A 22,069-nucleotide genomic window follows, 5' to 3' on the forward strand; every position below is an offset into this window, starting at 1 on the left:
TTGTATCTTAGACAGGAGTAGAGATGAGTATTCGAGTAATTATTGCCGGTTTTAAGGGAAAGATGGGCCAAGCTGCTTGTCAGATGGTCTTGGCTGATCCAGACTTGGACTTAGTCGCAGTTTTGGATCCGTTTGAGTCTGAGTCAGAGTGGCAGGGAATTCCTGTCTTCAATGATAAGGTTGACTTGGCTGGTTTTGAAGCGGATGTCTGGGTAGATTTTACAACTCCAGCTGTTGCCTACGAAAATACACGCTTTGCTCTTGAAAATGGCTTTGCTCCAGTCGTAGGAACAACAGGCTTCACTAGTGAAGAAATTGCAGAACTAAAAGCATTTTCCCGTGAACAAGATTTGGGTGGCTTGATTGCCCCTAACTTTGCCTTGGGAGCTGTCTTGCTGATGCAATTTGCGGCGCAGGCTGCCAAATATTTCCCAAATGTGGAGATTATCGAGCTCCATCATGACAAGAAAAAGGATGCTCCGAGTGGAACAGCTATTAAAACAGCTGAGTTGATGGCGGAAGTTCGGGAATCAATCCAGCAAGGTGCGCCTGATGAGGAAGAATTGATTGCTGGTGCCCGTGGTGCTGATTTTGATGGTATGCGCATCCATTCAGTCCGTCTACCAGGCTTGGTAGCCCATCAGGAAGTCATCTTTGGCAATCAGGGAGAAGGATTGACCCTCCGTCATGACTCCTATGACCGTAGCTCCTTCATGACAGGGGTCAATTTGGGAATCAAAGAAGTTGTCAAGCGTCATGAGCTTGTCTATGGATTAGAACACTTATTATGAGATTAACGCAAATGCCTTCTGAATTTCAGAAGGCTTTACCAGTATTAGAAAAAATTAAAGAAGCAGGCTTTGAGGCCTATTTTGTTGGGGGCTCCGTCAGAGATGCCCTACTCAATCGCCCCATCCATGATGTGGACATCGCGACGTCTTCTTATCCAGAAGAAACCAAGCAGATTTTCCCTCGCACAGCTGACATCGGAATCGAGCACGGAACCGTCTTGGTTTTAGATGGGGACGAGGAGTATGAGGTAACCACCTTTCGAACAGAGGATGTCTATGTAGACTATCGCAGACCCAGTGCGGTTTTCTTTGTGCGTTCGCTAGAAGAGGACCTCAAGCGCCGTGATTTCACAGTTAATGCCTTTGCCTTGGATGAGACAGGCGAAATTATTGACTTGTTCCATGGTTTAGAAGATTTGAAAAACCAAGTCTTGCGAGCAGTTGGAGTGGCTAGTGAACGTTTCAATGAAGATGCTTTGCGCATTATGCGTGGTTTTCGTTTTCAGGCCAGTCTTGGTTTTGAACTTGAGCAAGAAACATTTGAAGCGATGAAGACTTTGACGCCACTCTTGGAGAAAATTTCTGTGGAGCGAACCTTTGTTGAGTTTGATAAGCTCTTGCTGGCACCTTTTTGGCGAGTTGGTCTGTCTTCCATGATTGAGAGTCAAGCTTATGATTATCTCCCTGATATGGCAGCCAGTCGAGAAAAGCTTCAAAAATTGTTTGATTTAGAGGCGGATTTCACCTTTGAATCTTCTGAACAAGCCTGGGCGGCTCTATTGTGGGCTTTGGAGATTAAAGATGCACAGCCATTTTTGAAGGCATGGAAAACCTCACGCCAGTTTGCCAAGCAGGTTCAGGGGTTGCTGACCATTTTGGCTTTGCGAGAAGAAGGAGAACTGAGCAAGCGCGATTGTTACCGCTTTGACTTGGATTCCCTTCTACAGGCTGAACGTCTTCGTCAGGCTCAAGGAAAAGAAGTCAACCCACAAGCCATCACAGAAACTTACCAGAGTTTGACCATTCATGATAAGAAAGAAATCCAGATTAACGGAGGAGTTCTGATTAAGGAATATGGTTATCAGCCAGGTCCAGACTTGGGAGAAATTTTAACAGAGATTGAGTATGCCATTGTCGATGGAGAGTTGGAAAATGATCGTCAAGCCATCCATGCTTACCTGAGGGAGAAAGAATGAGTGATTTTATCGTTGAAAAACTAAGCAAATCCGTCGGAGACAAAACCGTTTTTAAGGATATTTCTTTTATCATCCATGATTTGGATAGAATCGGTCTCATTGGTGTCAATGGAACGGGTAAGACCACCCTTTTAGATGTTTTATCAGGTGTTTCAGGCTTTGATGGGGATGTCAGTCCTTTTTGGGCTAAGAATGATTACCAGATTGGCTACTTGACTCAGGATCCAGATTTTGACGACAGTAAGACTGTTCTAGATACCGTGCTGTCCAGCGACCTCAAAGAAATCCAGTTGATTCGTGAGTATGAGTTGATCATGCTCAACTACAGTGAGGACAAGCAGGCTCGTTTGGAACGGGTCATGGCAGAGATGGATTCTCTCCAAGCCTGGGAAATTGAAAGCCAGGTCAAGACGGTCCTCAGCAAGCTGGGTATTCAGGACTTGTCGACTCCAGTTGGTGAATTGTCAGGCGGTCTGAGAAGACGGGTTCAGTTGGCGCAAGTTCTCCTAGGAAACCACGACCTCTTGCTACTGGACGAGCCGACCAACCATCTGGACATTGCGACCATCGAGTGGCTGACCCTCTTTTTGAAAAATTCTAAGAAGACGGTTCTCTTTATCACCCATGATCGCTATTTCCTAGATGCACTGTCAACGCGGATTTTCGAGTTGGACCGAGCAGGCTTGACCGAGTATCAGGGAAATTATCAGGACTATGTTCGCCTAAAAGCGGAACAAGATGAGCGTGATGCATCTCTTCTCCACAAAAAAGAACAACTCTACAAGCAAGAATTAGCCTGGATGCGCAGACAACCGCAGGCGCGTGCGACCAAGCAGCAGGCTCGTATCAATCGTTTCCATGACTTGAAAAAAGAAGTTTCAGGCGGCGTTGCTGAGGCAGACTTGACCATGAACTTTGAAACCAGTCGGATTGGGAAAAAAGTCATCGAGTTTCAGAATGTTTCCTTCGCCTATGAGAACAAGCCTATTTTGAAAGATTTTAACCTTTTGGTGCAAGCTAAAGACCGTATCGGTATCGTTGGGGACAACGGTGTTGGGAAGTCAACCCTGCTTAACCTCATCGCAGGAAGTCTTGAGCCGACTAAAGGTCAAGTTATCATCGGTGAGACGGTTCGCATTGCCTATTTCTCTCAACAAATCGAAGGCTTAGATGAAAGCAAGCGCGTTATCAATTACCTGCAGGAAGTGGCAGAAGAGGTTAAGACCAGTGGTGGTTCCACAACTTCCATCGCTGAGTTGCTGGAGCAGTTCCTCTTTCCGCGTTCGACCCATGGAACCTTGATTGAGAAGTTGTCTGGAGGAGAGAAAAAACGCCTTTATCTCCTTAAACTTCTTCTTGAAAAACCCAATGTTCTGCTTTTGGACGAGCCAACCAATGATTTGGATATTGCGACCTTGACAGTTTTGGAGAATTTCTTGCAAGGCTTTGCTGGACCAGTTTTGACTGTTAGTCACGACCGTTATTTTCTGGATAAGGTAGCGACTAAGATTCTGGCCTTTGAGGATGGGAATATTCGTCCATTTTTTGGTCATTATACCGATTATCTTGATGAAAAGGCCTTTGAAGCAGAGATGGTCAATCAAGTTCAAAAGGCCGAAAAAGAGAAAGTGGTCAAAGTCCGTGAAGACAAGAAGCGAATGACCTATCAAGAAAAGCAGGAGTGGGCAAGCATTGAAGGCGATATTGAAGCCTTGGAAAATCGTATCGCTGCTATTGAAGAGGAGATGCAGGCAAATGGCTCCGACTTTGGTAAACTAGCGACTCTTCAAAAAGAGCTAGACGAGAAAAACGAAGAACTCCTTGAAAAATACGAACGCTATGAATACCTAAGTGAGTTGATATGATGGAAGAAAAAGTCATTAAACGTAGTCCCAAGAAAATCATTTGGAATGCCTTGTTTGGCCTCGCTTCAGTGCTTTTCTTCTTGCTACCTCTCTATTATCTCCATTCGTATTCGCAAAAGGGGACCAGACTTCATACGATAAGTCTTTTGTTAATGCTGCTTGTACTTTTTTGTGCTGGAGTGGTCGTTTATCAGACATACAGGCTGTTAAGTTCCGATAAGGAATATTTGAGATGTACTGTTGAGGGGTTTTACTACAAACCAAACCCAAAGAAACCCAGTCATTTCTACGCTTGGGCTGATGTAGAGGAATTTTCCCTCTCTCGGATTCGAGGGAAGTATAGGGATTCCTATCGGATTGAAGTTTATTTTAAAAACAAGGAAAATGTGAAATCCCAATCACTTCTAGCCCTACTGAAGAGAAGGTGTTTCCCTTTTCATCCGTCAGCAGATTTGATTATCCCTATCTTTCTATTAGATGTAGGTCTTCCTGAAAGGGTATACGAGACCATGAAGTACTATGAAAGAGAATGGCGCATCGAACAAAATCGTCAAGCAAGAAAAAAGGCAAAACAAGCTTCGAAAAGCAAATCTTCCAAACCGTCATAGTCTGTCTTTACTTAAAGTAGCATAATCAAAAAGGCCCTATCCATTGGATAGGGTTACTGTCTGTCTTCTTTTTTTGTTTCCTGGTGGAAGATATTTTGCCAAGTCTCATGGCGACGCCAGATACTGGTATGGACGATACCATCCAGCTCATAGCAAATGAGCTTGGTTTTCTGACTAATGGAAGTGATTTGAATATCCTTAATAGTAGCTTTAAGTTCTTTTTCGGCTTGATAAGCGACTTTATCCATCTGCTCTCCATCTTGACGGATATAGAGAAAGTCCTCAGCAAGGAGTTCTTCTAGCTGATTTCCTTGGTCAATCAATTGCTCACGCATGAGCAGTTTTTTGTAGACATTGTCTAAAATCTCGTCCTCAGGTATAGGAGCAGGTTCGATGTGGATATCAGTATCAAAAACACCAAATCGTTCTTCTAGCATAGACTCAACTTGGTCTGCAATTTCGTGACTTTCATAGACTGATAGATCGGGATTCATTTCCAGCGTGATATCAAGGTAGATATTGCTACCGTAGGTGCGACCTCTTTGAGACTTAACCTTACTAATCTTTGGAATCTCCATGATGGCCTTCTGATAATCTTCCAGCAGACGGTCGTCAAAACCATCTGAAAGACTAAAGGAAGACTCTATAAAGATATCATAGGCTGTCTTTAAGATAAAGAAGGTGATGATGATAGCAACCAGTTTATCCACGATAGGATAGTTGAAACTGCTTGCTAGGATAGCAATGGAAGTCCCCAGCGAGGTGACAGCATCGGAAAGATTGTCCTTGGCGGCAGCCTTGAGCGCCTTGGACTTGGATTTCTTACTGAGGCGAGTATTATAGAGATAAACTGCGAACATGACTGCCGCAGAGACGACTCCTAGACTTGCACCCAGAGGGTCGATAACTGTCTGTTCTCGACTGAGAATTTTTTGAATGGTGTCCCGAAGAACATCAAAGCCAACGTAGAACATGATGATGGAAGTAATCAAACTAGCCAAATCTTCAATCTTCCAGTGACCGAAACGATGATCACGGTCTGCAGGCTGGCGTGCCATACGAATACCGATCAGAAGAGCAACATTTCCGATAATATCTGATACGTTGTTGAAACCATCCGCTACCAAACTGGAAGAATGTAGGAGGTGGCCAGTCGCTAATTTTGCCGTAGACAAGAGGAGGTAGGTTGAAATACTGATAATAGCTCCACGTTCTGCCAATTTGAGATTTGACATGGATTGGTTCATCGGACTTCCTTTCTAGTGCTGAGATTCTGTTTTCATTATACTGGTTTTCAAAGGAAAATTCAAATTTAGTCTTGTTTCATCGGATTTAAACCCTTGAAAATTGTTCAAATTTTGATATAATAGTACTACTCAAGGGAGTAGCTGGCAGAAACCTGTGATAGTGTCGTCATTCCGAATTGTATACTGAAAAGTATGTTTTCCGGCACTATCTTAAACAGCGAGACTTGTTATGATTAACAGGTCTCTTTTTGTTTGTCGTGAAAAGATAGGACAGAAAGAGAGTCTGTTTTGCACACAATGTCAAGGAGGAGACACATGTCAAAAGAACAAAAACGCCAAGCGTTTTATACTCAAAGTCCTGAAGAGGTCTTGAAGTCGGTTGAAGCAACTGAGCAAGGTCTTTCGTCAAGCGAAGCGCAGCAACGCCTAGCTGAATATGGACGCAATGAACTGGAAGAGGGTGAGAAAAAATCTCTCCTAGTCAAGTTTATTGAGCAATTTAAGGATTTGATGATTATCATCCTAATTGCTGCGGCTATCTTGTCCGTCATAACTTCTGGTGGAGAAGATATTGCAGATGCCATCATTATCCTTGCCGTGGTTATCATCAACGCTGCCTTTGGTGTTTACCAAGAAGGAAAAGCAGAAGAAGCCATCGAAGCCCTCAAGTCTATGTCTAGTCCAGCTGCTCGCGTTATTCGTGATGGACACATGACTGAGATTGATTCCAAAGAATTGGTGCCAGGTGATATCGTCGCCCTCGAAGCTGGTGACGTCGTACCAGCAGACCTACGTTTGCTAGAAGCTAATTCTCTTAAAATCGAAGAAGCAGCATTGACAGGTGAGTCTGTTCCAGTTGAAAAAGATTTGACTGTAGAACTCGCTGCAGATGCTGGTATTGGTGACCGTGTCAATATGGCCTTCCAAAACTCAAACGTGACCTACGGTCGTGGTCTTGGTGTTGTTGTCAATACAGGTATGTATACTGAAGTGGGTCATATCGCTGGCATGCTCCAAGATGCTGATGAGACAGATACGCCACTAAAACAAAACTTGAACAACCTTTCTAAGGTTTTGACCTATGCTATCTTGGTCATTGCCCTTGTTACTTTTGTTGTTGGAGTCTTCATTCAAGGTAAAAATCCACTTGGTGAGTTGATGACCTCTGTTGCGCTTGCTGTTGCAGCCATCCCAGAAGGACTTCCTGCTATCGTGACCATCGTTCTTGCCCTTGGTACTCAAGTTTTGGCCAAACGAAACTCTATCGTTCGTAAGTTGCCAGCAGTTGAAACTCTTGGTTCAACTGAGATCATCGCTTCTGATAAGACTGGTACGCTTACCATGAACAAGATGACAGTCGAAAAAGTCTTCTATGACGCAGTCCTACATGACTCAGCTGATGATATTGAACTTGGCTTAGATATGCCACTTCTTCGTTCGGTTGTCTTGGCCAATGATACCAAGATTGATGCTGAAGGTAACCTGATCGGGGATCCAACGGAAACAGCCTTCATCCAGTATGCCTTGGACAAGGGCTACGATGTTAAAGGGTTCTTAGAGAAATATCCTCGTGTAGCTGAATTGCCGTTTGACTCAGATCGTAAACTCATGTCAACGGTTCATCCATTGCCAGATGGTAAATTCCTCGTAGCAGTCAAAGGGGCTCCTGACCAACTCTTGAAACGTTGTGTTTCTCGTGATAAAGCTGGAGATGTCGCTCCGATTGATAATCAAGTCAATGACTTAATTCACACAAATAACTCTGAAATGGCTCACCAAGCCTTGCGTGTCCTTGCAGGTGCTTATAAGATTATCGATAGTATTCCAGAAAATCTTACTTCTGAAGAGCTTGAAAACAACTTGATCTTTACTGGTTTGATTGGGATGATTGACCCTGAGCGCGCCGAAGCAGCAGAAGCTGTTCGTGTCGCTAAGGAAGCGGGAATCCGTCCAATCATGATTACGGGTGACCACCAAGATACAGCAGAAGCCATTGCCAAACGTTTGGGAATTATTGATGCAAATGATACAGAAGGCCACGTTTTAACTGGTGCTGAGCTCAACGAACTGTCAGATGAAGACTTTGAAAAAGTAGTTGGTCAATACTCTGTTTATGCCCGTGTGTCTCCAGAACACAAGGTTCGTATCGTCAAGGCTTGGCAAAAACAAGGTAAGGTTGTTGCTATGACAGGTGACGGTGTTAATGATGCGCCAGCTCTGAAAACAGCCGATATCGGTATCGGTATGGGAATCACTGGTACAGAGGTTTCTAAGGGGGCTTCTGACATGATTCTTGCAGATGATAACTTTGCGACTATTATCGTCGCAGTTGAAGAAGGACGTAAGGTCTTCTCAAACATTCAAAAGACTATTCAGTACTTACTTTCTGCCAATACTGCTGAAGTATTAACTATCTTCTTATCAACCTTGTTTGGTTGGGACGTCTTGCAGCCAGTTCATCTTTTGTGGATCAACTTGGTAACCGATACCTTCCCAGCTATCGCTCTTGGTGTTGAACCTGCTGAGCCTGGTGTCATGAATCATAAACCACGTGGACGAAAGGCAAGCTTCTTCTCAGGTGGTGTTTTGAGTTCTATCATCTATCAAGGTGTACTCCAAGCAGCTATTGTTATGAGTGTTTATGGACTTGCAATTGCTTACCCAGTTCATGTGGGTGACAATCATGCCATTCATGCGGATGCCCTTACTATGGCCTTTGCAACCCTTGGTTTGATTCAACTATTCCATGCCTACAATGTCAAGTCTGTTTACCAATCCATCTTGACAGTTGGCCCATTCAAGTCTAAGACCTTTAACTGGTCCATCTTGGTATCCTTCATCCTTCTCATGGCAACAATCGTCGTAGAACCGCTTGAAGGAATTTTCCACGTAACCAAACTGGACTTGTCACAATGGGCCATTGTTCTAGCTGGAAGCTTCTCAATGATACTTATCGTCGAAATCGTCAAGTTTGTTCAACGTAAACTTGGTCTTGATAAGAACGCGATTTAAAAAGAAAGTCATCTTCGGATGGCTTTTTTTGCATTTGAGGAGAATGGTTAGAAGTTATCCTCTTTTGTGCTATAATAAAGTAAAATAGCAAGGAGTGAAAGAGAATGAAAAAGAAGATTGTCCGAGATGTCTTATTCTTGTCGCAGGTCTCGAAACCTGCAAGTCAGGAAGACCTTTATCTGGCTAAGGATTTGCAGGATACCCTGCTGGCTAATCGCGAGACCTGTGTCGGTCTGGCGGCTAATATGATTGGGGTGCAGAAGCGCGTGATTATCTTTAATCTTAGCCTAGTTCCCATGGTCATGTTTAACCCCATTCTTCTTTCCTATAAAGGATCTTACGAGACTGAGGAAGGTTGTTTGTCTTTGACTGGGGTGCGACCAACAACTCGCTATGAAACGATTACGGTTTCCTATCGCGATAGTAAGTGGCAGGAGAAGACCATTACGCTAACAGGTTTTCCAGCTCAGATCTGCCAACATGAACTGGATCATTTGGAAGGACGGATTATTTAGGAGGAATTCAGATGAAACGTATACTTTTTGAACTTGTTTTTATCGCAACGACATGGTATATCTTTTTACCACCCTTTAATCTAACTAGCTGGGAATTCATCTTCTTTCTCTGTGGGCATTTGGTGGTGATGGGGATTTTGTTTAGTTTCCGCAAGGATACCAATCTCCTCAAAACTGTTCATGTACGTCATGGCAAAGCTGCCAAAGATCTCAATCTAGAAGGATTCCTTTTTACCAAACTTAGTAGAGGATTGTTTCTGACTGCAGGTATCATGTTTGCCCTTGCTGGTCTGGTAAGCCTAGTAACCTCTAGCTTTTTCCAAGCAAAAAATTATGCTAATGTGGTGTCCATCACCGAAAAAGATTTTAAAGATTTTCCTAAGAGTGATACCAGTAAGGTTCCAATCCTAGATCGGAGTACTGCAGAAAAGATTGGAGACCGTTATCTGGGCTCTCTGACGGATAAGGTCTCCCAGTACGTAGCAGCAGATACTTATACCCAGCTGACGGTCGATGGCAAACCCTATCGGGTAACACCCTTGGAGTATGCTGACCCAATCAAATGGTTTAATAATCAGTCCAAGGGGATTGGCGAGTATATCAAGGTTGATATGGTGACAGGAAATGCGGAATTAGTGGACTTGAAAACACCGATGAAGTATTCAGACTCCGAGTATTTTAACCGCGATGTCAAACGTCATCTTCGGATTAAGTATCCGACCAAGATTTTTAAAACGCCATCCTTTGAGGTGGATGATGAAGGCAATCCCTTCTATGTAGCAACAGTTTATCAAAAGCAATTTGGTCTAGGAGTCCCTCGTCCTTCATCTGTTATTATCTTAGACGCCACTAATGGAGAAACCAAGGAATACAGGTTGGATGAAGTGCCAGAATGGGTGGATCGTGTTTATCCAGCAGAAGAAACAATCGAGCAAATCAACTACAACGGCAAGTATAAAGACGGCTTCTGGAATGCCTTGATTTCTAAGAAAAACGTCACCCAAACGACAGAGGGCTATAACTATCTTTCTATCGGAAATGACATTTATCTCTACACAGGGGTGACTTCAGCAAATGCTGACGAAAGTAATCTAGGATTTATCCTTGAAAATATGCGCACTGGTGAAATCACCAAGTACAATCTAGCATCAGCAACCGAAGAATCAGCCCGTGCTTCCGCAGAAGGAGCAGTGCAGGAAAAAGCATATAAGGCTACCTTCCCTATCCTTGTCAATCTCAATGACAAACCACTCTATATCATGGGCTTGAAGGACAATGCAGGCTTGGTCAAGGAGTATGCATTGGTCGATGCAGTGGAGTACCAAAACGTTATCGTAGCAACTACGGTAGATGAACTCCTCAGCAAGTATGCCAATAAAAACGACCTCGAGCTGGATAATGAAACGGTAGAAAACATCAAGGGAGTGGTTTCAGATCTTAAATCAGCTGTCATCAAGGGGGATACCGTCTATTTCTTTAAAGTTGATGGCAAGATTTATAAGGTCAAGGCTTCCGTGTCAGACGACCTTCCTTACCTTGAAAATGGGCAATCCTTTGAAGGTCAAGTTGGAAAAGATAATTACCTCAAAACCTTTAACGTACAATAATACTCTTCGAAAATCAAATTCAAACTACATCAGCGTCGCCTTGCCGTACTCAAGTACTGCCTGCGGCTAGCTTCCTAGTTTGCTCTTTGATTTTCATTGAGTATAAAAATAGGTTTTCTCAGTTCAAGGAGAAAAAAGATAAATTCTTATCTATCTTAACAAGCTTAGCTGGCACAGCCTTTGTTCTCGTGGCTATCTGGTTAGGATGGCCAAAATAAACAGAGAAACCTCGGTATGAACCGAGGTTTTTAAGATGAAATTCTTGGTTGTGGTTGAAAAATATGCTACACTAACAATATGAAAATTTTAATCCCAACAGCAAAAGAAATGAACACAGACCATCCTTGTATCGAAGCGCTCCCTTTGAGGGAAGAAAGTCAGGCAGTCCTTTACTCACTGGCGAATTATTCAGCTAGTGAATTAGAGACTTTTTATAAGGTATCTGTCGAGAAAGCAGAAGAAGAGTACGGCCATATTCAAGCTTTAAAAGAACACAGGGCTAAACATTATCCAGCCTTGAAACTTTTCGATGGTCTCATGTATCGTCACATCAAACGAAATGGGTTAACCGAAGCTGAACAAACCTATCTTGAAAATCATGTCCTAATTACCTCGGCTTTATACGGTGTTGTCCCCGCCTTGTCGCCCATGGCTCCTCACCGTTTGGACTTTTTGATGAAGTTAAAAGTTGCTGGTAAGACTTTAAAGAGTCATTGGAAGTCAGCCTATGATGAGGCACTTCAGGATGAGAATTTGATATTCTCACTCCTATCATCAGAGTTTGAAACCGTATTTTCGAAGGAAATCAGAGAAAAGATGGTGACCTTCAAATTTATGGAGGACAAGGCAGGTCAGCTGAAAATCCACTCAACCATTTCAAAAAAAGCCCGTGGCGCCTTTTTGACCGCCTTGATAGAGGGGCAAGTCCATACAGTCAAACAAGCTCGCAAGCTCCGCTTTGCCGGCTTTGACTACCGACCTGATTTATCAAGTGATTTAGAACTCGTCTTTGTGAAACAAGCATAAAACCAGCTCATTCGAGCTGGTTTTTGTTGGATTAGTTGATGGCTGCAAGAAGGTCGTCCGCTTGTTTTGCAAGTGATGAAGCAGTTGCTTCTTCTAACACCAATTTTCCATCTGCCCAAGCAGAGTCATTGACACGAGCAGCTGTAAAGTCACCAACGACTTGTGTACGGATAAATGGCAAGAGGTCTTTATAAATAGCAAAGAGTTGATCGTGACCGGCATTGGCTACAGAAGAGACAGTAATAAACTTGTCTTGGAGGGCAGAAGCGCCACGTGTATCAGACAAGTCAAGGGCACGAGAGAGCCAGTCAAGCAAGTTTTTCACTGTTCCAGGGATAGAGAAGTTGTAGACTGGAGAGAAGATCCAGATCGCATCCGCAGCAAGGACTGCTTCACGAGCAGCAGCTACAGCTGGATGAGTTGGAACTTCCAAATCTTGGCTGAAGAGAGGAACAGCTGAGTAATCAAGATAGCTAACTTCCGCTTTTCCAGCAAGTGCTTTTTCAGCTTCGAGGGCCATTTGGTGGTTGAAAGAACCTTGGCGTAGTGAACCGACGATAAATAATACTTTTTTAGACATGATGTGTCTCCTTTAGTTTAAAATTCAAAGAGCGAACTCTTTTGTTACCATCTATGTTACAACAAATAATACTAATTAGCAATAATTTTGCTCACAAATTTTTAAATTTTTTTAAAATGCGGATTAAGTCTTCCTTTTCGCCATCTTCCAAGATGCTGAGTGCTTCTACGATAGAATCGATATGGTCAGGAAGAACCTCTTCGATTTTTCTGCGTCCTGCAGGTGTTAATTTCAGGAAAAAGGATCGACGATCCTTGGGGTCGCAAGTTCTAGAAATCCACCCATCTCGAACCATATTTCGAATGACGACAGTCATGTTTCCAGAAGTGGCTAACATTTTTTCAATCAAATCCTGAATGCGTAGTTCCCCCTTGCTATAGAGGGTTTCCAAAACTGAAAATTGGGTGGGTGTTAGCCCGTGTTCTTTAGCAGCTTTGGCTTCATAAGGTTTAAAAGTTCGTATGGCTTTATTGAGGACGATAGCTGTTTTTAAGTCTAATTGATTATCGGAAATTTTCTCTTTCAAATATTGTTTCATAAGGTTATTTTATCAATAATGAGAGAGAAAAACAAGAACTTACATTTTATAGGAAAAGAATCTTAGAATGTTTCTATCTTCACTTGTAATAAAAGAGGAGAGATGGTAAAATAGACGAGTGAAACTAAGACAGAAAAAAGCAAAAAACAAGCTACTTTTACAGTATGGAATCGGCATTTCTCTGGTACTTCTGGTGCTAACTGGATCCTTTCTTTATCTGATATCACTCAGCATGAAACCCTATCAAGATGCTAGAGTTGAGGGAGAAAAACTAGCCAAGCAGTATGCAGAATTGGAACAGGCAGATCAGGTTGATTTTTATAATGGACTAGAAGGTTATTACAGCGTTTTAGGACATAATAAAAAGCAAGAGGCCATTGCCGTACTGATTGAAAAGAACGACCACAAGATTTATGTCTATCAGCTTGATAAGGGGATTTCTCAAGACAAGGCAGCGACTATTTCGAGGGAAAAAGGAGCTAGCGACATTGACAAGATTACCTTTGGTCGTTATCAGGACAAGCCGATTTGGGAAGTTAAGTCAGGAAACCAGTACTATCTGGTCGACTTTGAAACAGGAGCAGTGATCCAATAAGGAGGGCATATGAAACTATCCAAACGTGTACTAGAAATGGAAGAAAGCGTCACTCTAGCTAGTGATGCAAGAGCCAAAGCATTAAAAGCTCAGGGAAAGGATGTTCTTTTCTTAACCTTGGGACAGCCTGATTTCCATACTCCTGAAAACATTCAGGATGCAGCGATAGAAGCGATTCGAGATGGACGAGCTTCCTTTTATACAGTTGCTTCAGGTCTGCCAGATTTAAAGGCTGCGGTTAATACCTATTTTGAACGCTACTACGGGTATTCCGTAGCGGCTAACGAGGTTACCTTTGCCACTGGTGCTAAGTTCTCTCTCTACACCTTCTTTATGGCTGTGGTCAATCCAGGTGATGAAGTCATCATCCCTACACCATACTGGGTCAGCTATGGAGACCAGGTCAAAATGGCAGAAGGAGTGCCAGTCTTTGTCCAGGCCAAGGAAGACAATCACTTTAAAGTAACAGTAGAGCAGCTAGAAGCAGCCCGAACAGATAAGACCAAGGTCTTGGTTCTCAATTCACCATCGAATCCGACCGGTATGATATACTCTCGTGAGGAACTCATGGCTATTGGAAATTGGGCTGTTGCGCATGATGTCCTTATCCTAGCAGATGATATTTATGGTCGTTTGGTTTATAACGGGAATGAATTTGTTCCAATCTCTAGTTTGTCAGAAGCTATTCGCAAGCAAACCATCGTGATTAACGGTGTATCTAAGGCCTATGCCATGACTGGTTGGCGGGTAGGTTATGCTGTGGGAAATCCTGAGATTATCGCTGCTATGAGCAAACTAACAGGACAAACAACCTCCAATCTGACTGCCGTATCGCAATATGCTACCATTGAAGCCCTAACTGGGCCACAAGACTCTGTCGAAACCATGCGTCAGGCTTTTGAGGAACGTTTGAACACTATTTACCCTCTCTTGTGCCAAGTGCCAGGATTTGAAGTTGTCAAGCCCCAAGGAGCCTTTTATCTTTTCCCAAATGTTAAGAAAGCGATGGAGATGAAGGGCTATACCGATGTTACGGAGTTTACAACAGCTATCCTTGAAGAAGTCGGTCTTGCCTTGATTACAGGAGCAGGATTTGGGGCGCCAGAAAATGTTCGTCTCAGTTATGCAACTGACTTGGACACCTTGAAAGAAGCGATTCGTCGTTTGCATCAATTTATGGAAAAATAAAACTTAGAATCTTCGCCTTTTTGGCGAAGATTTTTTGTAACGAAAATCTCGCGATTTTTCTCTAGTAGAACCTAGCTATCACATTCTATTTATGGTAAAATAGTGGGTAATGATGTCTTCGGACAAGTTAAACGAAAAAAGGAAGATAGATTATGACAAAACGTGTAACAATTATCGATGTAAAAGACTACGTTGGTCAAGAAGTGACCATCGGAGCCTGGGTTGCCAATAAATCAGGAAAAGGGAAAATTGCCTTCTTGCAATTGCGTGATGGAACAGCCTTCTTCCAAGGTGTAGCCTTTAAACCAAACTTTGTAGAAAAATTTGGTGAAGAGGTAGGTCTTGAAAAATTTGAAACGATCAAACACTTGAGTCAAGAAACTTCTGTTTATGTGACAGGAATTGTCAAAGAAGACGAACGTTCTAAGTTTGGCTATGAGTTGGATATTACAGACATCGAAGTGATCGGTGAATCTCAAGACTACCCTATCACACCAAAAGAACACGGAACAGACTTCTTGATGGACAACCGTCACTTGTGGCTCCGTTCTCGCAAGCAAGTGGCTGTGATGCAAATCCGTAACGCTATCATTTATGCAACTTATGAGTTCTTTGACAAGAACGGCTTCATGAAGTTTGATAGCCCAATTCTTTCAGGAAATGCGGCAGAAGATTCAACTGAACTCTTTGAAACTGACTACTTTGGAACGCCAGCCTACTTGAGCCAATCAGGTCAACTTTACCTAGAAGCAGGAGCTATGGCTCTTGGCCGTGTCTTTGACTTTGGTCCAGTATTCCGTGCGGAGAAATCAAAAACGCGCCGTCACTTGACTGAGTTCTGGATGATGGACGCAGAGTATTCTTACTTGACACACGATGAGTCACTTGATTTGCAAGAAGCTTACGTAAAAGCCCTTCTTCAAGGTGTCCTTGACCGTGCACCTCAAGCCTTGGAAACCTTGGAACGTGATACAGAGCTCTTGAAACGCTACATTGCAGAGCCATTCAAACGCATCACTTACGATCAAGCCATTGACCTCTTGCAAGAGCATGAAAACGATGAAGATGCTGACTACGAGCATTTGGAACATGGCGATGACTTTGGTTCACCACACGAAACGTGGATTTCAAACCACTTTGGTGTGCCGACATTTGTTATGAACTACCCAGCAGCTATCAAGGCCTTCTACATGAAACCAGTTCCTGGAAATCCAGAGCGCGTGCTTTGTGCAGACTTGCTCGCACCAGAAGGTTACGGAGAAATCATCGGTGGTTCTATGCGTGAGGAAGACTACGATGCCCTTGTAGCTAAGATGGATGAACTTGGTATGGATCGTACAGAGTATGAATTCTATCTTGACCTTCGTAAATACGGTACAGTTCCACACGGAGGATTTGGTATCGGTATCGAGCGTATGATAACCTTCGCAGCTGGAACCAAACACATCCGTGAAGCCATTCCATTCCCACGTATGTTGCATCGTATCAAACCATAAAATGAATCCAAACGCCCTTAGGGCGTTTTTTCAAAGTAGAAGAAAGAAGAGGTGGAGAACATGTAAAGCACAGCTTAACAAGTGACAAACACAAAGATACAAATACACTTGTTAAAGGAGAAACTATGTTTAAACGAAATTACCGGAAGAATATCGGTCTCATGGCTGGTGTGGAATTTTTTGCCTTTCTGGGCATTACCAGCTTTTGGATTCTATTTCTCAGTCAAAACGGGATGTCGCTTTGGCAGATTGGCTTATTGGAAAGTATTTTTCATGCCACCAGTGTCATCTGTGAAATTCCCTCAGGAATGTTAGCTGACCGCTATTCCTATAAAACCAATCTATATTTAAGTCGAATAGCTGGGATTGCCTCGTCTATTCTCATGTTAGCAGGGCAAGGTAATTTTTGGATTTACGCACTCGCTATGGTGGTGAGTGCCTTGTCTTATAATTTTGATTCGGGGACGAGTGCAGCCATGGTTTATGATTCGGCTGTGGAGGCTGGATTAAAAGAGCGCTACTTGTCTATCTCCAGTTTTATGTCAGGAGTCGCAGAAGGGACTCGGTCTTTGGGGACCGTTTTAGCGGGATTTTTTGTCCATGGTCAATTGCACTTGACCTACTATATCATGATTGTTACTTCTATAATCGTTCTTTTCCTAACTTGGATGCTAAAAGAGCCTAGTGTTAAAGCGCAAAAATCTGAGCGTTTGACGATGAAAAAAATAATCTGGACTGTCAAAGAGGAGTTGCGGAGAAACCCCAGTCTTTTTAGTTGGATGATTCTTTCCCAAATCATCGGGACACTGATGTGCATGTTTTATTTTTACTATCAAAATCAACTTCCTGACTTAGAAGGGTGGCAGATTTCGATGGTCATGTTGATGGGCAGTGTTTTGAATATCTGGGCAGTTTATCTAGCAAGTAAGATTGGAAAGAAGTATTCAGCCTTAAAACTCTTTCCCATTCTTGTACTCTTGACGGGAGGAACTTATTTGCTTTCCTACTTTGGTACGCCGCTGATTTATATTTTGGTTTATTTGATCAGTAACGCCTTATATGCTCTCTTTCAGCCGATTTTTGATAATGATTTACAAAAGCGACTCCCAAGTGAGGTACGGGCAACCATGCTAAGTGTCTACTCTATGATGTTCAGCCTAAGCATGATTATCATTTTTCCTCTGACGGGATGGTTGATTGATTATCTAGGATTTGTAGTAGCCTTCCTTTACTTAGGGCTCATTTTAGTACTAGCCAGCTTTTTGCTATTTTTCATTTTGAAAGAGATGGCTGGAGCTTTGAAACTGGAAGAGGATGTTATTTCTAAGTAATAAAGTTATTTTTTCACTTTTATCTTTTTTACTTGCTATCTATCAGTTTTTCTAGTATAATAGTTTATTGTGAGCAAACCTCACTTACCCCTTGCAAAGACTAGGGGTCATTAGACCAAAAGGAGGAAATATCAATGGCTAAATACGAAATTCTTTATATCATTCGTCCAAACATTGAAGAAGAAGCGAAAAACGCTTTGGTAGCACGTTTTGACTCTATCTTGACTGACAACGGTGCAACTGTTGTTGAATCAAAATCATGGGAAAAACGTCGTCTTGCATACGAAATCCAAGATTTCCGTGAAGGACTTTACCACATCGTTAACGTTGAAGCAAACGACGACGCAGCTCTTAAAGAGTTTGACCGTCTTTCAAAAATCAACGCTGACATTCTTCGTCACATGATCGTCAAACTTGACGCGTAAGAAGGTAAATTATGATTAACAATGTTGTACTTGTAGGGCGTATGACACGTGACGCTGAGTTGCGTTATACCCCATCAAATGTAGCAGTTGCGACTTTTACTCTTGCAGTAAACCGTACATTTAAGAGTCAAAATGGCGAACGTGAGGCTGATTTCATCAATGTCGTTATGTGGCGCCAACAGGCTGAAAATCTTGCTAACTGGGCTAAAAAAGGCTCTCTTATCGGGATCACAGGCCGTATCCAGACTCGTAGTTACGATAACCAGCAAGGACAACGTGTCTACGTAACAGAAGTCGTGGCTGAGAATTTCCAAATGTTGGAAAGCCGCGGAGTGCGTGAAGGACATTCAGGTGGCGCTTATTCTGCACCAACTGCTGGCCAATCAGCACCTGCAAACCCAGTACCAGACTTTTCACGTTCTGAAAATCCATTTGGAGCAACCAATCCATTGGACATTTCAGATGATGATTTACCATTCTAATGGACAATTAATACTATAAAGGAGAAAAAACATGGCTCAACAACGTCGTGGCGGATTCAAACGCCGTAAAAAAGTTGATTACATCGCAGCAAACAAAATTGAATATGTTGATTACAAAGATACTGAGCTTCTTAGCCGTTTCGTTTCAGAACGTGGGAAAATCCTTCCTCGTCGTGTAACAGGAACTTCAGCTAAAAACCAACGTAAAGTAACAACAGCTATCAAACGCGCTCGCGTAATGGCTTTGATGCCTTTCGTAAACGAAGATTAAAGAAAAGACCCTTACGGGTCTTTTTTTCACGAGCATGGAAATGAGAAGGCGAGTTCAGTCTGGGTGGACCTCTTTTTCAGACCCTTACGGGTCTTTTTTTCACGAGCATGGAAATGAGAGAGCGAGTTGAGGTCCAGTGGACCTCTTTTTCATGAGCTCGGAAATAAGAAAGCGAATTAAGACCCTTACGGGTCTTTTTTTCACGAGCATGGAAATGAGAAGGCGAGTTCGGTCTGGGTGGACCTCTTTTTCAGATTTTTATGGGACTTTGTTAGAAAGGATTCCCTGTTGACCTAGTAAGATTCTTTTATCTTACTAGGTTTTTCTTTTAATCTTTATTATCGTGCTATAATGGTAGGAGAAAGCTATAAAGGAGCAACTTATGAAGACGATATGTTCAATTAGAAAAATGCAAGAATCTGACATACAAGATCTATCTCGAGGATTTATCAGCCAAGGTTGGCCAAGTAGAGAGGAGATTTTAACTCGATACTTTAAGGAGCAAGAAAGTGGGGAGAGAGAAGTCTTAGTTGCAGAGGTTGAGGGTGCTGTAGCGGGTTACATTACGATTTTACCCGATGCTAAGCAGGGTCCCTTTGCTGGAATGGCTCCAGAACTTTCAGATTTCAATGTCTTTGAGCCCTTTCAAAATCAAGGTATTGGAAATCTCTTGCTGGAAGAAGCAGAAAAACGAGTTAGGCTCATATCAGATAAGGTGACCCTTGGTGTTGGGCTCCATTCAGGGTATGGACCTGCCCAGAGATTGTACATCAAACGAGGCTATATTCCAGATGGGACGGGTGTTTGGTATCAGAACCATCAACCGGCCATGAATGCGGTTTGTGAAGATATCGGAGAATTGGTCTTGTATCTGTCGAAAAATTTGTTTTAAGACAGATTTTATAAGATTTAAATTTTAAATATAGTAAACAATCACAGTCCCTTTTTCATTCGAAAAAGGGATTTTTTTGTTTGAAATTGTTTAATTTATTTCTCAAAGTGACAAAATATAATTGTTTGAAATATCAAGATAAAAATAAATATCGAAAAAAACATATAAGGTTTAGTTTTTTAAAATACGGATTCTTTTGAAAAAGTCTTAAAATTTCCTAAAATAAGGCTTTTTAAAGGTTGTAAATAATATTGTTACAAAAAGGTTACAAATTGTTAAAATTAAATTAAATGCAATAATATAATTTGGAAAAAATTTGACATATAAATTAATTGACGGTAAAATAATTAAGATAATCAAATTAATTGATTTGCGCAATAATTCGATATAAAGATTAATCTGATATGTCAAATTTTGTTATAGTAGAAGGATAGCATAATGAAGAAACTGAAAGTGATGGTTGTTTTTGGAACACGACCAGAAGCTATTAAAATGGCCCCTTTAGTGTTAGAATTGCAAAAACATAGTGACAGCATTGAGACAATCACAGTTGTGACAGCTCAGCATCGTCAAATGCTAGATCAAGTTCTTGAAACTTTTAGCATCGAGCCACATTATGACCTGGATATTATGGGGAAAAATCAATCCCTCTTAGATATTACTGGAAAAATTTTAGAAAAGTTTGATCCAGTTGTTAAGCAAGAACTTCCAGATATGATTCTTGTTCATGGAGATACAACGACAACTTTTGCAGCAAGTTTAGTTGCTTTCTATAATCAGGTACGTATCGGCCACGTTGAAGCTGGTCTAAGGACCTTTGATAAGTATTCTCCTTTTCCAGAAGAAATGAATCGTCAGATGACTGATAACCTAGCGGATCTTTATTTTGCTCCAACTAGTGAGAGTAAAGAAAATCTCCTCAAGGAAAATCACCCTGAGTCTGCTATTGTCATTACGGGGAATACAGCCATTGATGCATTGAAACTAACCGTTCAATCGGATTACTATCATGAAGTTCTAGATCAATTGGATCCAGATAAGAAACTTGTATTGGTAACCATGCATCGTCGTGAGAATCAAGGTCATCCAATGAGAAATGTCTTTACAGCTTTACGTGAGATGGTCGATCTTCATCAGGAAATTGAAGTTGTTTATCCTGTTCATCTTAGCCCTGCTGTGCAAGAAGCAGCAAAGGATATTCTAGCTGGTCATGACCGCATTCACTTGATTGAGCCTTTAGATGTACTTGATTTTCATAATTTGGCTTCAAGAAGCTATTTTATCATGACTGACTCTGGAGGTGTTCAGGAAGAGGCGCCTTCTCTCGGCAAACCTGTCCTTGTTCTTCGTGACACGACGGAACGTCCAGAAGGTGTTCGTGCAGGAACCTTGAAGCTAGTTGGTACGAATCCAGTACGTGTCAAAGACGCTATGGCAGCACTCTTAACAGATGAAACTCTTTATAGACAAATGTCTCAGGCACCAAATCCTTATGGAGATGGAAGAGCCTCTGAACGAATCGTACAATCCATTCAACAGTACTTTGGGGCAGCAACTTCTGTATCTGAATTCAAAGGGGGGAAATAAGATAAAATGAAAAATTGGAGTCAATTTAAAAACTGGCTTATGGCTTTGCTTGCTTGTGAGGTCATTCTTTTGGTGCTTTGTTTTTTGTATGCTCGAGCAATCATTTTAGAACAAATCTTGTTTTTAGCTTTAGCCTTGTTTGCAGTGTTGGTATTATCTGACCTTTTACTTACTTGGACCCTTATCTTAGCATTTGGTTTTGGACTTATCGTTTTGGTTGCGGGTGTGGTTTATATCCCAATCATTCAACTGATCTTCTTATTAATCAGTTTTCCAATTTTGATTGGGATTCTACTTAAGGTTCGTTATTATTTCTTCAAGGTGATCTCAAAGGTCCAAGAACAGGAAGACGAAGCTCGAGCAGATTACCAAGCGATGGTCACTGAACAAAGTGATGTGATGGTACAGTCCTTATTGATTCATTGGGCACATGAAGATTTGTTCTTCCAGATTAAACCGAAAGAACATAACCAGATGCTCAGTCGTATTCAAGAGGGAATTGCTCAGGAATTGAGCTACAATGATAAACTCTATTACGTTTCGGATGGTAATTTTCTCGTTCTATCGAGTAGTAGCCAACATTCTTTGAAGGAACTTTATTTGAATGGTTTGCAGGAGAAACTGAGCAGTTTAGTTTTTCATGGAGAAGATGGCAATCAAGGAATTTAGTTCCAAACAGGCTATTTGGTGATTAACTCTGATAATAAAGATAAATACCAAGACTACACGGATGTCGCCAGTCATCTCAAACGTCAACTAGAGACAGATGTAATTGTAGAATATTAGGAGGGAAACATGACTTTAACCGAACTATTTT

General features: G+C 41.9%; 21 protein-coding genes and 1 pseudogene. 19 read left to right on the forward strand and 3 right to left on the reverse strand.

Going from position 1 to position 22,069, the window contains the following annotated elements; all coding sequences use genetic code 11:
- The first annotated feature begins 23 nt into the window (after window positions 1-23).
- From dapB to NYE79_RS03410, 4 genes are read left to right on the forward strand one after another with little or no spacing between them, the layout of a single operon-like run.
- Window positions 24-791 (forward strand): 4-hydroxy-tetrahydrodipicolinate reductase, encoded by a 768-nt coding sequence (gene dapB / locus NYE79_RS03395; protein WP_216728700.1) that lies wholly within the window; start codon window positions 24-26, stop codon window positions 789-791.
- Window positions 788-1,987, forward strand: coding sequence for a CCA tRNA nucleotidyltransferase (locus NYE79_RS03400; protein ID WP_216728699.1), 1,200 nt, complete (start codon window positions 788-790; stop codon window positions 1,985-1,987). Before dapB ends, NYE79_RS03400 begins: the two co-directional genes overlap by 4 nt.
- On the forward strand, window positions 1,984-3,852 hold the full coding sequence (locus tag NYE79_RS03405) for an ATP-binding cassette domain-containing protein (RefSeq protein ID WP_216728698.1): 1,869 nt from the start codon (window positions 1,984-1,986) through the stop codon (window positions 3,850-3,852). Before NYE79_RS03400 ends, NYE79_RS03405 begins: the two co-directional genes overlap by 4 nt.
- Complete coding sequence (locus NYE79_RS03410; protein WP_084881708.1) at window positions 3,849-4,460, forward strand: hypothetical protein; 612 nt, start codon at window positions 3,849-3,851, stop codon at window positions 4,458-4,460. The genes NYE79_RS03405 and NYE79_RS03410 overlap by 4 nt, the downstream gene beginning before the upstream one ends.
- Before the next feature lie 53 nt (window positions 4,461-4,513).
- Here NYE79_RS03410 and NYE79_RS03415 read toward each other — a convergent pair whose 3' ends face one another.
- Window positions 4,514-5,707: a cation diffusion facilitator family transporter gene (locus NYE79_RS03415; RefSeq protein ID WP_216728697.1), complete on the reverse strand. Its 1,194-nt coding sequence runs from the start codon at window positions 5,705-5,707 to the stop codon at window positions 4,514-4,516.
- Between the two features lie 315 nt (window positions 5,708-6,022).
- On the opposite strand from NYE79_RS03415, the gene NYE79_RS03420 reads away from it, so the two are divergent.
- From NYE79_RS03420 to yaaA, 5 genes are all read left to right on the forward strand, one after another.
- Window positions 6,023-8,719: an HAD-IC family P-type ATPase gene (locus NYE79_RS03420; protein ID WP_216728696.1), complete on the forward strand. Its 2,697-nt coding sequence runs from the start codon at window positions 6,023-6,025 to the stop codon at window positions 8,717-8,719.
- Window positions 8,720-8,823: 104 nt separating this feature from the next.
- Window positions 8,824-9,234 (forward strand): peptide deformylase, encoded by a 411-nt coding sequence (locus tag NYE79_RS03425; protein ID WP_216728695.1) that lies wholly within the window; start codon window positions 8,824-8,826, stop codon window positions 9,232-9,234.
- Window positions 9,235-9,245: 11 nt separating this feature from the next.
- Window positions 9,246-10,841, forward strand: coding sequence for a hypothetical protein (locus tag NYE79_RS03430; RefSeq protein WP_339293789.1), 1,596 nt, complete (start codon window positions 9,246-9,248; stop codon window positions 10,839-10,841).
- An 86-nt stretch (window positions 10,842-10,927) separates the two neighbouring features.
- On the forward strand, window positions 10,928-11,059 hold the full coding sequence (locus tag NYE79_RS03435) for a DUF3953 domain-containing protein (RefSeq protein ID WP_239683584.1): 132 nt from the start codon (window positions 10,928-10,930) through the stop codon (window positions 11,057-11,059).
- A 79-nt stretch (window positions 11,060-11,138) separates the two neighbouring features.
- A complete protein-coding gene (gene yaaA, locus NYE79_RS03440) occupies window positions 11,139-11,867 on the forward strand; it encodes a peroxide stress protein YaaA (protein ID WP_049519067.1) in 729 nt (242 codons plus the stop codon).
- Between the two features lie 31 nt (window positions 11,868-11,898).
- Here yaaA and NYE79_RS03445 read toward each other — a convergent pair whose 3' ends face one another.
- Complete coding sequence (locus NYE79_RS03445) at window positions 11,899-12,447, reverse strand: NADPH-dependent FMN reductase (protein WP_049478798.1); 549 nt, start codon at window positions 12,445-12,447, stop codon at window positions 11,899-11,901.
- 91 nt (window positions 12,448-12,538) lie between these two features.
- The gene (locus tag NYE79_RS03450; RefSeq protein WP_000816318.1) at window positions 12,539-12,985 is read right to left on the reverse strand and encodes a MarR family transcriptional regulator; all 447 of its coding nucleotides are present in this window, start codon (window positions 12,983-12,985) and stop codon (window positions 12,539-12,541) included.
- 118 nt (window positions 12,986-13,103) lie between these two features.
- Between NYE79_RS03450 and NYE79_RS03455 the strand changes: the two genes are divergently transcribed.
- From NYE79_RS03455 to NYE79_RS03500, 10 genes and pseudogenes are all read left to right on the forward strand, one after another.
- Complete coding sequence (locus tag NYE79_RS03455; RefSeq protein WP_000776860.1) at window positions 13,104-13,580, forward strand: DUF5590 domain-containing protein; 477 nt, start codon at window positions 13,104-13,106, stop codon at window positions 13,578-13,580.
- A gap of 9 nt (window positions 13,581-13,589) precedes the next feature.
- Entirely contained in the window at window positions 13,590-14,768 is a 1,179-nt protein-coding gene (locus tag NYE79_RS03460; RefSeq protein WP_251463680.1) for a pyridoxal phosphate-dependent aminotransferase, read from the forward strand.
- 149 nt (window positions 14,769-14,917) lie between these two features.
- A complete protein-coding gene (asnS, locus tag NYE79_RS03465; RefSeq protein WP_162279079.1) occupies window positions 14,918-16,264 on the forward strand; it encodes an asparagine--tRNA ligase in 1,347 nt (448 codons plus the stop codon).
- Between the two features lie 125 nt (window positions 16,265-16,389).
- Window positions 16,390-17,595, forward strand: a complete 1,206-nt coding sequence (locus NYE79_RS03470) for an MFS transporter (protein ID WP_070683872.1) — start codon at window positions 16,390-16,392, stop codon at window positions 17,593-17,595.
- A gap of 134 nt (window positions 17,596-17,729) precedes the next feature.
- Window positions 17,730-18,020, forward strand: a complete 291-nt coding sequence (gene rpsF / locus NYE79_RS03475) for a 30S ribosomal protein S6 (RefSeq protein ID WP_001151782.1) — start codon at window positions 17,730-17,732, stop codon at window positions 18,018-18,020.
- 11 nt (window positions 18,021-18,031) lie between these two features.
- Window positions 18,032-18,502, forward strand: coding sequence for a single-stranded DNA-binding protein SsbA (gene ssbA / locus NYE79_RS03480; RefSeq protein WP_000609595.1), 471 nt, complete (start codon window positions 18,032-18,034; stop codon window positions 18,500-18,502).
- 31 nt (window positions 18,503-18,533) lie between these two features.
- The gene (gene rpsR, locus NYE79_RS03485) at window positions 18,534-18,773 is read left to right on the forward strand and encodes a 30S ribosomal protein S18 (RefSeq protein WP_000068664.1); all 240 of its coding nucleotides are present in this window, start codon (window positions 18,534-18,536) and stop codon (window positions 18,771-18,773) included.
- Between the two features lie 382 nt (window positions 18,774-19,155).
- Complete coding sequence (locus NYE79_RS03490; RefSeq protein WP_002875475.1) at window positions 19,156-19,665, forward strand: GNAT family N-acetyltransferase; 510 nt, start codon at window positions 19,156-19,158, stop codon at window positions 19,663-19,665.
- A 438-nt stretch (window positions 19,666-20,103) separates the two neighbouring features.
- On the forward strand, window positions 20,104-21,252 hold the full coding sequence (gene wecB, locus NYE79_RS03495) for a UDP-N-acetylglucosamine 2-epimerase (non-hydrolyzing) (RefSeq protein ID WP_251463683.1): 1,149 nt from the start codon (window positions 20,104-20,106) through the stop codon (window positions 21,250-21,252).
- Window positions 21,253-21,258: 6 nt separating this feature from the next.
- A pseudogene (locus NYE79_RS03500) lies at window positions 21,259-22,038 on the forward strand (hypothetical protein).
- Window positions 22,039-22,069 lie beyond the last annotated feature (31 nt).

The organism is Streptococcus sp. FSL W8-0197, from assembly GCF_037963785.1.
Lineage (GTDB): Bacteria > Bacillota > Bacilli > Lactobacillales > Streptococcaceae > Streptococcus > Streptococcus oralis_CQ.